Here is a 15,189-nt window from a genome sequence, read left to right as displayed (position 1 = left end):
AATTTCCTTTTAATCCAAAAAAATGATAAAATACAGCCAATTTTCAAACCACAGGATTAATTCCTGTGGTTTTTTGTTTAATAAAAAGGAAATAAACCAATAATGATTTGCACAACCAACGTCACCCTCGCCTATGGCAAGAGAGTTCTGTTCAAAGATGTCAATATAAAATTTGCACCGGGCAATTGTTACGGACTTATCGGTGCCAATGGTGCAGGAAAGTCAACATTCTTAAAAATTCTTTCAGGTGATATTGAATCAGACACAGGAACCGTCTCAGTTGGTTCCGGGGAAAGGATCGCAGTGTTACGGCAGGATCACTTTGCCTTTGATGAAGAAACGATTTTAAACACGGTTATCATGGGATATGAAAAACTGTATAAAATCATGATACAAAGAGATGCGATTTATGCCAAACCCGATTTTTCCGAAGCAGACGGAATACGGTCCGGTGAGCTTGAGATAGAATTCGGGGAGATGAACGGCTATGAGGCAGAATCTGAAGCCGCAGTTCTTTTAAACAGCCTGGGAATCAGCGAAGATTTGCATGAAAAAAAGATGAAAGAACTCGAAGGCGGGGAAAAAGTAAGGGTTCTTCTTGCCCAGGCCCTGTTCGGGAATCCAGACATCCTGCTTCTGGATGAACCCACCAATAACCTGGACATCAAATCCATTGCCTGGCTTGAGGATTTTCTATACCGTTTCCAGAACACGGTCATCGTGGTATCCCATGACCGTCATTTCATGAATCAGGTGTGTACCCACATTGCAGACATTGATTTTAGTAAAATCTGTGTTTATGTGGGAAATTACGACTTCTGGTATCAGGCAAGCCGCCTGAACCTGAGACAAAAACAGGCGGAAAACAAGAAGGTCACAGACCGGGCCAATGAACTTAAAGCTTTTATCCAGCGATTCAGTTCCAATGCCTCCAAATCAAAGCAGGCCACCTCCCGTAAAAAACTTTTAGAAAAACTCACTTTAGAAGACATGCCGGTGTCGTCAAGAAAATACCCTTTTATTTGCTTTAAGCCGGAACGGTCATGCGGGAATGTGATTCTGGAAGTGGAGAACCTCACCAAAACCATTGATGGTGAAAAAGTATTGAATAATGTAAGCTTTACAGTCAACGGCGGTGATAAAATTGCCTTTGTGGGCCAAAACAGCCCGGCCAAGACAACTCTTTTCCAGATCCTGGCAGGAGAGATGGAACCGGACAGCGGTACGTTCAAATGGGGTATAACCATCACCCGGTCTTATTTTCCCAAAGAACACAGCACCTATTTCAAAGGCGACCAGAGCCTTATCGACTGGCTGTTGCAGTTTGCCCCACCCAAAGAAGGTGAAAGCTTTGCCCGGACATTCCTGGGACGCATGCTATTTTCCGGGGAAGAAGCCTTAAAAAAAATCAGCATGCTCTCTGGTGGAGAAAAGGTACGCTGCATGCTCTCAAAGATGATGCTTTCCCAATCAAATGCCTTGATACTGGATGAACCCACCAACCACCTTGACCTGGAATCAATAACGGCATTAAATGACAGCCTGGTCAAATTCCAGGAGGTGATTCTTTTCACCTCCCACGACCACGAGTTCGTCAATTCCGTGGCAAACCGAATTATCGAAATAACCCCAGGCGAGGTTATTGATCGCCTAATGACCTTTGACGAATATATTGAAAGCAATGAAGTTGCAAAAATCAGGGAATCCATGATCTAAAATTCTAAAAAACCGATCAAGCTCAAGCAAACGATTTTTCAAGAATACGGCATTACCAAATTTTATAAACACCTTGCCTGTTTAAGCATGAGGTGTTTGTTGCTGATGTTAATATGCCAATGGCCGATGTTGTGATCAAGCCTCTGTAAATTATTTAGCACAGGGTATTAGTGTTTGCCTCACAAATCAAATATGTGATAATTAAAAAGCTCCTATTTAATCACAAAAGCTTAAGGATACCAAGATAATGGAAGAAGAAATCAAAAAAACACATTTTATCGAATCGATTATCAAAGAAGATATAAAAAACAATAAAAATAACGGTCAAGTACTCACACGTTTTCCTCCTGAACCCAATGGATATCTTCATATCGGGCATGCAAAATCCATTTGTCTGAATTTCAATATGGCAAGTCAGTTTAACGGCAAATGTAATTTAAGATTTGATGACTCCAACCCGACAAAAGAAAAACAGGTCTATATTGATTCCATCAAATCAACCGTCAGCTGGCTGGGATTTGAATTTGGAACCCCTTTATTTGCATCCGACTATTTTGACAGGCTTCATGATTTCGCTGTTCAGCTGATTAAAAAAGGCAAAGCCTATGTGTGCAGCCTTAAGGCAGACGAAATCAGAGAATATCGAGGCACCCTGACAGAACCAGGTAAAAACAGCCCTTACAGGGACAGATCAATTGAAGAGAACTTAAGACTGTTTGCCCGGATGAAAAACGGTGAATTTGATGAGGGTGAGCATACCCTGCGGGCAAAAATAGATATGGCTTCGCCCAACATCAATCTTCGTGATCCAATCATTTACAGGGTAAAAAAAGCCTCCCACCCCAGGACAGGGGATCAGTGGTGCATCTACCCCATGTATGATTTTACCCATTGTCTTTCCGATGCCATGGAAGGCATTACCCACTCTTTGTGCAGTCTTGAATTTGAAGATCACAGGCCCTTGTATGACTGGATTTTAGATGAACTTGAAACCCCATGCCATCCCAGGCAGATTGAATTTGCAAGAATGAATATCAACTTTACCATTTTGAGCAAACGCAAACTTCAGCGGCTTGTGGAAGAAAACCATGTCCAGGGATGGGATGACCCAAGGCTTCCAACTCTTGAAGGCATGAAAAGGAGAGGATATACGCCTGAATCCATCAGGAAATTCTGCAATATTATCGGCATTTCCAAAAAAGACAGCCGAATTGATATGGGGCTTTTGGAAAGCTGCCTGAGAGACGACCTGAACGAAAAAGCCCCCAGAGTCATGGGTGTATTAAGACCCTTGAAAGTCACTATTGAAAATTATCCCGATGACCTGACAGAAGAGCTTGTAGCTAAAAATCACCCTCAGAATGAAAAAATGGGCACACGAACCATAGCTTTTTCCAAAACCATCTATGTGGAACAAGATGATTTCATGGAAAATCCGCCCAAAAAATTCTTCCGCCTGGGTCCAGGCCGGGAAGTGAGGTTACGATATGCCTATCTTGTGACCTGCAAGGATATTGTAAAGGACGAAGCAGGCAATGTAATAGAATTGATCTGCACCTATGATCCGCAAACAAAAGGGGGAAACGCCCCTGACGGAAGAAAAGTCAAAGGCACCATTCACTGGGTCAATGCCAATGACTGCATTGAGGCAAAGGTACGGCTCTATGACCGTCTGTTCAAAGATGAGAACCCGGAACAGGACAAACAGGATTTTATTGAAAACTTAAATCCCCATTCCCTGGAAGAACTTGAATCCTGCAAACTGGAAAAAATTCTTGCTCTGGCAACCCCTGAAACCGTATACCAGTTTGAACGTCTGGGATACTTTTGCCCTGATTCTAAAAGTATGGACGCTAAAGATCCGGATTCTGAAAATCAGAATAATAAAAACCCGGACGCCGAACATCCGGGTTCAAACGATGCCGCAACCGGCCAGATCGTGTTTAACAGGACCGTGACTTTAAGGGATGCCTGGGCAAAGATGAAAAAAAAATAAAGCGTTATTCAAATCGCCATGTGGTTCCCTGAGGGCCATCTTCAAGGACAACATTAATGCTTTGAAGATGGTCCCTGATCTCATCCGCCCTTGCAAAATCCTTGTTTTTACGGGCATCCACCCGCTCCTGAATAAACGCTTCAATTTGAGCTGGATCAATGGCCATATCTGCCATACCCTTTTCTTTTTTAGCCTTAAAATAGGATTTAGAATCCAGTAAAAATATGCCCAGAACATTGGAAATGGCATGAATGTCGTTATAGAAAAGATTCAAGGTTTCAAGAAGATCTGCACCAGGACTGTCATTTGCATCATCCAGCAGCCTGTTACCTTTTTTAACCGCTTCAAAGACACAGGCTATGGCCTTGGCTGAATTAAAATCATCATTCATGGCAGCACAAAAATCATTCCACAGCTCTCCTTTCCGGGAGCCGTCAATCCGAGAGCCGTCAAGTTGAGACTCATAAAGGCTGACACCGGCATTTTCCAGTCTCTCCAGAAAAGCATAAATTCTGTCCAGACCCATGGAAACTTCCCGCATGGAATCTTCGCTGTAATCAATGGGACTTCTGTAATGATTGGACAAAAGAAACATTCGGATAACCTCGGGAGAATAGGTATCCAGAACTTCCTTGATCATGGTGAAATTGCCCAGGGATTTTGACATTTTTTCATTGTTGATGTCCACAAACCCGTTGTGAATCCAATATTTAACAAATTGACGGCCAAATACCGCCTCACTCTGTGCCAGTTCGTTTTCATGGTGGGGAAAAATCAAATCCTTGCCGCCCCCATGGATATCAAACCCTTCTCCCAGATATTCATAACTCATGGCAGAACACTCAATATGCCAACCTGGACGTCCCTTGCCCCATGGGCTTTCCCAGCAAGGTTCTCCCGGCTTTGCCGGCTTCCACAAAGAAAAATCCAGAGGACTCTTTTTTTTATCATCCACGGCAATCCTGGCCCCTGCCCTCATGTCATCGGGATTCCTGCCGGAAAGCTTTCCATACTCCTTAAAAGAATCAATGGAAAAATAGACGTCTCCGCCCTCAACAGGATAGGCTTTGCCTTTATCAATCAACATCTGAATAAAATCAATAATGTGCCGGATATGCTCGGTGGCCTTGGGTTCAACAGTGGGCCTTAATACGTTGAGAGCATCCATTTCATTGTGGAATTCATCAATATATTTTTCTGTAATGGCAGAACAAGCTTCACCTGTCTCATTGGATTTTTTAATGATCTTATCATCCACATCTGTAAAATTCCTGACATAAGTGACCTCATATTCAAGTTCCTGAAGCCATCTGAGAATCGTGTCAAACACGACAACGGAACGGGCATGGCCGATGTGGCTTGTATCATATACGGTGGGGCCGCATACATACATTTTTACTTTGCCTTCATTCAAGGGTACAAATTCTTCTTTTCTGCCATGTAATGTATTGTATACTTTTAAACTCATTTGTATTTTCCCGTTATATTTTAGCCTGTTATATTTAGTCTGTTATGTTTTCCCCAGTTATATTTTAACCTGTTAGGTTTTCCGGGAAATGGCTTTTTTTGTTTTTGTTTTACTGTGTTATTTTACTATTTTTGTTTTACTGATTGCCAATAAAGTACATTGGGCGGCAATGCCCTGCTCTTTTCCAACAAACCCCAACTTTTCAGTTGTGGTAGCCTTTACATTTACAAGGTTTGAATCCATGTTCAACACCCTTGCAATGTTTGCTTCCATTTTTTTCTTGTACGGACTGATCCTGGGAACCTGTGCAAACACTATGCAATCCATATTGGATATTTCATATCCTGCCTTATTTAGCTTTGCAGAACATATTTCAAGCAGGGTCATACTTGAAATCCCTTTGTATTTTTGATCTGTATCAGGAAAATGATCTCCTATATCACCAAGACCTGCAGCACCCAGAACAGCATCACACACCGCATGAATCAACACATCTGCATCTGAATGGCCTTCAAGACCCAAATGAAACTCAATATTCACACCGCCGATAATCAGCTTTCTGTCCGGCACAAGCCTGTGAACATCATATCCTGATCCTATTTTAATTCCGGGTATTGTCATATTTTAAAAAGTGAGCCTTTTTGTTCATCATTTACCCATCCCCCCAAAAAAAGTGAAGCATAATATAGTCACTTTTACTTGAAAAGTCAAAAACTCACACCGGCATTTTTTTTAACCTTTACTTTTAACCTTGACTTTTAATCCGGCAAAAAATAGGTTCTATATAATTTTCACCGTACTCTATTCACCCTAAGCTATGAGAGGATTTATGAGAGGATCTATGCGTATTTTACAACTCCTGTTGATTATGGCCTTTATCCATGGTTCAATGGTTTATGCTCAAGAGCCGCCCCCTGCAAAAGTAGTCATCTCAAAAATCATGTTTCAAGAAGTAGCCCAAAACCGTTCTTTTATCGGCACACTTTATTATGAACGTATAAGCTATGTATCTTCAGAAGTTTCAGGGCTGGTCACCCGTATTGATGTCAGTACAGGTGACAGGATTACCAAAACAAGCCCTTTGGTTCACCTGGACACTGAAATACTTGAAAAAGAGATTGTCCTCCATCAAAATCAAGTTGAGCAGGCAGAGCTTAGTATCAATCATTCAAAAAAAAATTATCAGCGAATGGCGTCTTTGTATAAAAAAAGCACGATCAGGGAAAAAGATTATGATGATGCAGAGTTTGTTTATCAAGAGGCTGTTTTAAAAAAATACGCTGCACAAAAAACCCTGGAAAAACTGCTGATCCAAAAAAGAAAAAGCGTTATTAATGCGCCGTTTGACGGCATTATTCTTGAAAAAAATGTGGATTCAGGTGACTGGGTTCAGCAGGGAAAAATTTTGATCAGTATCGGGTCGGTCAATGATCTTTTTATCAAAGTACCAATAGCTGAAACCTTGTTAAAATTTATTTTTGTGGGTCAAAAAGTACCGGTCACCATCAATGCCTATAACAAAAAACTCACCGGAACCATTGATAATCTAATTCCCATAGCAGATCCAAAAACCAAAAACGTATTCTTGAAAATACGCATTCCCATGTTGGAAAAAGTGGCCCAGAACATGTCGGCCACGGTGTTTATTTCCACCGGCACCCCGCAAAAACTGGCCATGATCCCAAGAGATGCATTAATAAAATTCCAGGGAAATGATTTTGTTTATACCATCAGGGAAAAAAAAGCAGCCATGCTGCCGGTCAGCATAGTGACCTATCTGGGGAACAGTGTTGGCGCTAACAATGCACATTTTACAGATGGCCTGCCAATAATTGTTGAGGGAAATGAAAGGCTTCGGCCGGGCCAGTCTGTTGTCATTGTCGGAACCAATTAAATCAGAACAGCCTGAGTTGAAACAATCTGAATCAAAATAACCTGAAATTATTTAAAAAATCAAAATTGCCGGAGAAGATCAAATGAATATCATCAGTTTTTTTATCAACAAACCGGTAACCGTGGCAGTGGGCGTTATCATGACGGTCATGTTCGGACTGATCGGACTCCAAAGACTTCCGGTCCAGCTGACACCGGATGTTGAAACTCCTTTGATTACCGTGAATACGACCTGGTATGGCGCAACACCATATGAAATTGAAAAAGAAATCATTGAAAAACAGGAAAAAGTACTGAAAGGTCTGCAGGGACTCACCAAAATGGAAAGTTCCAGTTACAACGGCTTAGGTGAAATCACCCTGTCCTTTAAAATCGGTACAGACCTGGATGACGCGCTGCTCAGAGTATCCAATAAAATGGCAGAGGTCGGCAATTATCCGGAAAACGTAAACGAACCCATCATAGAATCTTCCGGGGCTGACAGCTCGCCCATCATCTGGATGACCCTTAAAACAACACATGAAAACAAGAATCATATCAATCAATTCAAAACATTTTTTGAGGATAATGTCCGGCAACACCTGGAACGTATTAACGGTGTAGGCTCCCTTCTGGTATTTGGCGGCACTGACACCACTCTGGATGTAATTATTGATGCCCAGAAAATGGCCCGCTATAATGTGTCCATAAACCAGATCATCACATCCATACGCTATGCAAACCAGAATATTTCCGCAGGCATTCTCGGCATGTCCAAAAAAAATTACCGCATCCGAACCATAAACCAGTTTCAAACTCCTGAGGATGCCCTTGATGTGGTTATTTTTGATGACGGAATCAAACGGGTCTATCTGCGGGATGTGGCAAAGGTTGAAAAAGGGTATAAAAAAGAAGCTGCTTCAGTTCTGACCAATGGAGTGCAGGTAATTGTAGTGGGTGTAAAAAAGGAAAAAGGGGCCAATGTTTTAAGCATGACAGATGCCGTGGAAAAAGCTGTTATAAAGCTGAACAGCACCATCCTTGCCGACAACAACCTGAACCTGGAAATAGTATATGATCAACGTCCTTACATTAATACAGCAACCGACCTGGTTAAACGCAATATAGTCATCGGAAGTCTTTTGGCAATCGGTGTTCTTCTGCTGTTTTTAAGAAGTGTCAGGACAACGCTGATCACAGGCATTGCAATTCCCATTTCAGCTATAGGCTGTTTTATCTTTCTCTGGCTGCTGGGAAGAAACCTTAATGTTGTGAGCATGGCGGGAATATCATTTGCCGTGGGCATGCTGGTGGACAACTCCATTGTGGTGCTTGAAAATGTAGACCGGCACCGCAAAACCGGCAAAAGCGCTTTTGACGCCGCATATGAAGGGACAAAAGAGGTATGGGGCGCGGTTCTTGCTTCCACAGCCACAACTGTTGCCGTATTTTTACCGGTCATCTTTATCCAGGAAGAGGCAGGGCAGTTGTTCCGTGACATCGCCATTGCCATTACATCTTCCATTTTCCTGAGTCTCATTGTTTCTGTTTCCGTTATTCCCACACTGTTTCACCTGTTTTACAAAAAAAGAAACGACATCAAGACCAACCGTCTGCAAAAAAGCATTGTAGGCCCTTTTCTGTCCGGCATAATAATGAAACTCAGCAACCTGAGCATGAAAAACACCATTACCCGGCTGGCAACCATTATTGTGTTTACCAGCCTGTCCATTGGCCTGACATCATGGCTGCTTCCCAGTGCAGAATATCTGCCCCAGGGCAATAGAAATCTTATTTTGAATATTCTCATTCCGCCACCTGGTTATTCAGTGGAAAAACTCAAAAGCATGGGCAAAAACATATACAAGCAAACCCAGCCGTATTTTGAAGAAGACGACAAAGAAGGATTTCCCATGATCAAGCATATGTTTTTTGTGGGCGCTGACCGTATCACGCTGTTTGGCGGGATCAGCACCCATGAAACCCGTGCCAGGGAACTGATCCCTCTTTTTACCAGGGTAATGGGGGACATTCCGGGGGTTTTCGGCGTCAGTATTCAAACCGGTATTTTTGAATCAGATATTGGAAAAGGCAGAACCGTGGATGTCAATATTTCAGGAGAAAACATTCAAGATATTCTCCAGGCGGCATATGCCCTGTTCGGCACCATACAATCAAAAATGCAAAACACACAGGTCCGCCCGGTTCCGTCCCTTGAAGCCAGCTATCCCGAGGTGCAAATCATCCCAAACAAAGAAAAACTTGCAGCCAACGGCCTTACACCGGAAGAGTTGGGTGTTTATGTCGATATTCTAATGGATGGCCGTAAAATCGAAGAATACCGTCCAGAGGGAATCAAACAGGTTGATCTGGTACTCAAAGGCAGGGATTCGTTTGGCACCTCACCAGAGGATATTTTAAACAGCACCATTGTCAACAGCTTTGGAGACCTGATCCGGGTCAGGGATGTGGCACAAGTATCATACAGCGAGGGAATGCCACAGATAAATCACCTGGAACGAAACAGGACCATTACCCTCCAGGTAACACCGCCTGCCGATCTGGCCCTGCAAAGCGCCATGGAACTCATTGAAAATGAGATTATTCCTTCTGTAAAAGAAACAGGAACACTGAAAACCGTTAATGTGTCTGTGGGCGGCAATGCAGATAAACTTGTGGAAACCCGCAAGGCCCTTCAATGGAACCTGCTTCTGGCTTTGATAATCACCTATCTTTTGATGGCGGCCTTATTTGAAAACTTTTTATATCCCTTTATCATTCTTTTTACCATTCCTCTGGCTGCGGCAGGCGGTCTTGTCGGGCTTTGGGCCGTCAACAACTTTATTGCTCCCCAGGGGTTTGATGTTCTGAGTATGCTGGGATTTATCATTTTAATCGGTACGGTTGTCAACAATGCCATTCTCATTGTCCACCAATCTTTAAATAATGTCCGCTATAACGGACTTGCGGGGAAATATGCGGTGGCAGATGCCGTCAAAACCAGGATCAGACCCATTTTCATGAGTGCTACAACCAGCCTTCTGGCCATGCTTCCCATGGTGTTGTCAACCGGTTCAGGCAGCGAATTGTATCGGGGCCTGGGATCAATTTTACTGGGTGGCCTTGCACTGTCTACGGTCTTTACCCTATTTGTGATCCCTTCCCTGCTCGTTTTTATTATTGGTTTTGAAACCAGTAAAACGATTTAAAGCCTTATGGATCACATCGGCAAGTTCACCGGCAATCATTGGTTTCATTACCGTATCAACAATACCGATATTCTCAACCATACTTGATGTTAATCCTTCACTGAAACCTGTACACAGCACAATGGGAATATCCTGTCTGATCTTTATGATCTCTTTTGACAACTCAATACCTGTCATTTTAGGCATTGTCACATCTGTTAAAACCAGATCAAATGCATGGGGTTCTTTTTTAAAAACTTCAAGGGCTTCCAGGCTGTCCGTTAAGCCGACTACCTCATATCCCATTTTCATCAATATCTGCCGGCCTGAAATAACAATATTTTCCTCATCATCCACCAGAAGGATTCTGCCCGTTCCCTTTATCAAAAAAGGCCTTAAAGAAATCTTTTCCATTGCCTTGTCCCGGTGTACCGGAAACAACAGCTGAAAAGTTGTGCCCTTGCCCAGTTCACTGTATACGGAAATTGCACCCCCCATATCCTTTACAATGCCGTGAACAATAGAAAGCCCCATTCCAGTACCATCACCCCGCTTTTTTGTCGTAAAAAACGGTTCAAAAATTCTGCCGATATCAGATTTCGGGATCCCGCACCCGGAATCTGAAACCGTTAATTTAAGATACTTGCCCGGTTTCAGTTCTTTGGCGTGAAGTATGTCCCTGTTCCGGATTTCAACAGCTTTCAGACACACCTCAAGCAGTCCATCCTCGCCTTTCATGGAATGGGCCGCATTGATGCACAAATTCATAATAACCTGATGGATCTGGGTAGGATCGGCTAATACCGTGCAATCCGAGGCATGAAGATCCTGGATAATATCAATGCTTCTGGGCACGGAAGCCCTGATAAATTTCAAACACTCTTTGATAAGGGGAACTATAAGTATAGAATCCCTGTGAACATCCTGTTCACGGCTGAATACCAGTATATGCTTGACCAGGTCCCTGGCCCTGATACCGGCGCTGAAAACCTTGTCCAGATGTTTTTCAAGTTCCGGATTCCCGTCACACATCATTTTTGCGAGCTCTGTAAACCCTAAAACAGACGACAGGATATTATTAAAATCATGGGCAATACCACCTGCCAATGTTCCAATCGCCTCCATCTTCTGCGATTGCTGAATTTGCCGCTCCATGTATCTTCGCTCATTAATATCCCGGGTGACCCCAATTATCCCGTAGGCCTTTCCTGCTTCATCCCGTAAAAAGCTTGCCGTAATTTCCGTCCATATCTTTGATCCGTCTTTTTTGATCTGCTCCAGCTGGATTACCCTGGACCGTTTAGGGTCTGCACCCGGCTGTTCTTCTTTTTTCAATTCTTCGGCAACGACCATGAACATCTTGTTCAAAGAATCTTCAGTCATATAATCCTTGAACTGAAGCTCCTTAATCTGTTCAGGAGTATATCCCAGAATATTCTCTACAGAAGGGCTGACATATAAAATACGCATATCCGATAAGCACAAAGTCCAGATATTGTCACTGGCATTTTCCGTAAGCAACCGATAACGTTGTTCACTTTCCCGCAATGCAACCTCGGAGCGTTTGCGCTGAATCATTTTCCACATACCATCCATTAACAGGTTCAATTGACGGACATCCGACATATCATAATTCTCAATTTTATTGCCCACCCCTGCAACGGCAACTATCTTTTTGCCATCAAACACAGGAACATGCATATACCGTATTATGTTTACATGACCGTCCGCAAGTTCTTTGCCTTTATCATACCCGAGGTTTTGAACCTCATTGATAATGACGGCTTTTCTTTGTCTGACAGCTTCCTTACATCCTTTTTTTTGTTCCTCATAATATAGACTTTCTTTGTCCTTTATACGACATTCCTCCAAAACACCCTTTGACCAGGTATACAGGGAAATCCCGATTTCATCATCATTTAAGAATACCAGGTATCCGATACTGCTAAAAGTCAACTCAATCGCTTCTGCAAGGGCAAAGCCGATCAATTCTTCCAGGGAAGCCTCTGCCATCTGATTCAATTCCCTGAGTTTTTCAAAGCGCAAGGTATCCAGACGATGGGCTTTTTCCGCTATAGAGCGTTTTTTGTCAATCTTCACAGCCTGGGAACTGCCATAAAAAGATAAAATCAAGACAATGATCAATATCCCTGTAAAAATTTTAAATAACCGCTGGGTGATAAATCGTATTTCAGAATCTATTCCATCCACATACACAGCGGTTCCTATAACCCAGCCCCAAGGCTCAAACAGCTTTACATAAGAAATTTTCGGAACTATCTTTGCCGAATCATCTTTCCATTGCCATGTATACTCAACATAACCGGAACCTTTTTGTTCGGCAGTCTTTACAAATTCAGCAACAAAATATCTACCGTTGGAATCAACAAAATCCTTACAGTTTTTTTCTTCAATATCGGGCAGAAAAGGATGCATGAGTACCCTGTGCTGCATATCAATTATCCAGAAATAATCTTGATCTTCAGGGCCGTAACGCAAATTTCGAATACGTTTTTTCGCCCTGCTTTGAGCATCTTGAAGGGTCAGTTCTCCTGATATAACACTCTGATCATACTCTAACAGCAAGCTACAGGTCAAACTTACACTGCTGTCATTCAATTCACGGAGCATCTCCTTTTCCTGATCCATCATATTTTTTTTCAATGAAGGAACAAAAATAAAAAAAATACTCACGGTAAACAAAACAAATGTAAGACACAACGGAATAATAATTCTAAATGATCCTGCAGTCGACTTTCCAGAGGTTATATCAAGAACAGTATTTTGGGTCATTACATTTTATCTCCCACAGTAAGTTGAATATGATATCACCCCTTATTAAATCTCCGTCACTGCCAAAATATTTATTTTATTTTATAACACCCTATCTTAAATTTTTAAATACCCGAGTATAATACTTTCAATGCTTCTTTGTATGAAACACGGGGTCCAATATCATACTATAATAAATTTGATTAAAAATCCCTAAAATCGTCGTCATCATCAAAAGGAATTACCTGATCCGGTCTGATCTCATCTCTTTTATATGCCAGTTTTTTATTTTGACTTGCCGGGTTTGGATGGGAAGTATAAATAGTTGTTTTTCTTTTGGAAACGCTGTGTGCCCCCTGTTCTTTTCCACCGTTTGTCATCATAACAAGATCTGCGACAAATTCTTTAAGCTGCTCTGCCTGAGCACTCATCTCTTCGGATGCAGAGGCGGATTCTTCAGCATTGGCTGCATTCTGCTGAACAATCTTGTCCATTTCGGCAATGGCTGTATTTACCTGTTCAATACCTTTTGCCTGTTCATCTGATGCACCTGAAATTTCAGCAACCAGATCCCCCACCTTGCCTGCACTTTCAGCGACCTTGAAAAAAGCTTCATTGGTGGTTGAAACCAGCCTTGACCCTTCATTTATCTTTTTAACCGTGCCATCAATAAGCTCGGCTGTATTTTTTGCAGCATCGGCAGCTCTCATGGCAAGATTTCTGACTTCATCTGCAACAACTGCGAATCCTGCGCCTGCTTCTCCTGCCCGGGCCGCTTCAACTGCTGCATTTAACGCAAGTAAATTGGTTTGGAACGCTATTTCATCTATGGTTTTTATAATTTTAGAAGTCTCTTCACTTGCCTTTGAAATATCTTCCATAGATCGGATGAGTTGATCCATGGATTCATTGGCAATTTTTACCCCTTGAGCCCCTTCTTTCATAAGATGATCAGCATGACTTGAATTTTCAGCATTTTTCTTTGTCATTGAAGACATTTCCTCCATTGATGAAGAAGTCTCTTCAATGGAAGCAGCCTGTTGGGAAGCACCTTCGGCAAGAGACTGGCTTGAAGATGAAACCTGTGTTGAAGCGGAAGAAACCTGATCCGCCCCTTCCTGCAACCCGTTAATAACAATATTTAATGGTTTGGTGATACCACGAGTGATAAAAATAGCCAACCCCAATCCAATGATGACAGCACATACTAAAATGACAGCAAGCAGAATCCTGACATTTGAGACAAGCCCTGTAGTTTTCATTCCCATGTCATAGGCAGTTTTGTCCGCCTCCAATGCTGTTTTCGTTGTAAGCTTGATAATTGCCCTTGCATTCTTATCCAAGCTGGCCAAAAGATCTGCCTGTTTTTTCTTGTTTTGCAGCCAACTGCCCAACAGCTTATATGCTTTTTCCTCAACCGAAAGCACAGTCTCGATTCTTTTAATATCTACCGGATCTGCAGAAATTTTAATCACATCCTTAGTAATGGCAATCAGTTTATCCATGCTTGCCTTTATTGCCAGGGCATGTTCACCCTGCTGGTAAAGAGAATATAAAAATTGGCTTTTCAGTACATCATCAAATGTATTCATACCCTCATTGGCGGTTTTTATCTTTAAAACCCTTGTCATTACATCTTCAACATCCTTGTTTGCAAGAGCTTTTTCAATTTTGATATGCTGATCTTCAATATAATCAGTCCATTGTTTATCAGTAATGGATGCACACGGTTTCAGCTGGTTTTCGATTTCTTTATTTTCCAGGGCCAGGGATGTGTATTCTTCACTGCTTTTTGAGTAATCCCCCAGCATATTTTTAATTTCATCAACTGCCTTTAATATTTCTTTATGATCCAAAGCCGTAGCCAAGGGAACAAGTTTATCAAGGCCTTTGTTTATTTCTTCACTGTAAGAGAACCATTCTTGTCTGCTTTTTTCATCCTGTTTTAAACCAAATTCATATGACATAACAAGTGTATTCCAGGTTGCCCGCTCAGTCTCAATCACGGCAGACGCTTCAGGAATTCCCTGTGTTGCCAGCCGGTTAACAACTTTACCGATTTTACTGATATTATAGACACCTGTAACACCAAGAATAACTGATAAAAGAATGCCTACAAAAAAACCACTCACAATCTTTGTTCCTACCCTCATGTTTTTAAACATTTTTCACTCCGT

8 protein-coding genes are annotated in these 15,189 nt (G+C 42.1%); 4 read left to right on the top strand and 4 right to left on the bottom strand.

The window, feature by feature from the left end:
• Positions 1-102: 102 nt before the first annotated feature.
• A complete protein-coding gene (locus TOL2_RS05960; RefSeq protein ID WP_014956612.1) occupies positions 103-1,716 on the top strand; it encodes an ABC-F family ATP-binding cassette domain-containing protein in 1,614 nt (537 codons plus the stop codon).
• Positions 1,717-1,963: 247 nt separating this feature from the next.
• On the top strand, positions 1,964-3,712 hold the full coding sequence (locus tag TOL2_RS05955; RefSeq protein WP_014956611.1) for a glutamine--tRNA ligase/YqeY domain fusion protein: 1,749 nt from the start codon (positions 1,964-1,966) through the stop codon (positions 3,710-3,712).
• Positions 3,713-3,716: 4 nt separating this feature from the next.
• Here TOL2_RS05955 and cysS read toward each other — a convergent pair whose 3' ends face one another.
• Together cysS and ispF are read right to left on the bottom strand one after the other, a co-directional pair.
• Positions 3,717-5,180 carry a cysteine--tRNA ligase gene (cysS, locus tag TOL2_RS05950; RefSeq protein ID WP_014956610.1) on the bottom strand — a complete coding sequence of 488 codons (1,464 nt, stop codon included), beginning with the start codon at positions 5,178-5,180 and terminating at the stop codon, positions 3,717-3,719.
• Positions 5,181-5,297: 117 nt separating this feature from the next.
• The gene (gene ispF, locus TOL2_RS05945; RefSeq protein ID WP_014956609.1) at positions 5,298-5,801 is read right to left on the bottom strand and encodes a 2-C-methyl-D-erythritol 2,4-cyclodiphosphate synthase; all 504 of its coding nucleotides are present in this window, start codon (positions 5,799-5,801) and stop codon (positions 5,298-5,300) included.
• A gap of 208 nt (positions 5,802-6,009) precedes the next feature.
• On the opposite strand from ispF, the gene TOL2_RS05940 reads away from it, so the two are divergent.
• A complete protein-coding gene (locus TOL2_RS05940) occupies positions 6,010-7,074 on the top strand; it encodes an efflux RND transporter periplasmic adaptor subunit (RefSeq protein WP_158406063.1) in 1,065 nt (354 codons plus the stop codon).
• 82 nt (positions 7,075-7,156) lie between these two features.
• On the top strand, positions 7,157-10,261 hold the full coding sequence (locus tag TOL2_RS05935; RefSeq protein ID WP_014956607.1) for an efflux RND transporter permease subunit: 3,105 nt from the start codon (positions 7,157-7,159) through the stop codon (positions 10,259-10,261).
• Here TOL2_RS05935 and TOL2_RS05930 read toward each other — a convergent pair.
• Both TOL2_RS05930 and TOL2_RS05925 read right to left on the bottom strand, forming a co-directional pair.
• Positions 10,199-13,033 (bottom strand): cache domain-containing protein, encoded by a 2,835-nt coding sequence (locus TOL2_RS05930; protein ID WP_051012286.1) that lies wholly within the window; start codon positions 13,031-13,033, stop codon positions 10,199-10,201. The genes TOL2_RS05935 and TOL2_RS05930 overlap by 63 nt on opposite strands.
• Before the next feature lie 182 nt (positions 13,034-13,215).
• Positions 13,216-15,177, bottom strand: coding sequence for a methyl-accepting chemotaxis protein (locus TOL2_RS05925; protein WP_014956605.1), 1,962 nt, complete (start codon positions 15,175-15,177; stop codon positions 13,216-13,218).
• Between the last annotated feature and the right edge of the window lie 12 nt (positions 15,178-15,189).

It is taken from the genome of Desulfobacula toluolica Tol2, from assembly GCF_000307105.1.
In the GTDB taxonomy this organism is placed as follows: domain Bacteria; phylum Desulfobacterota; class Desulfobacteria; order Desulfobacterales; family Desulfobacteraceae; genus Desulfobacula; species Desulfobacula toluolica.
Note: the sequence above shows the minus strand (reverse complement) of the source record. Positions and strands in the feature narration are given on the sequence as shown.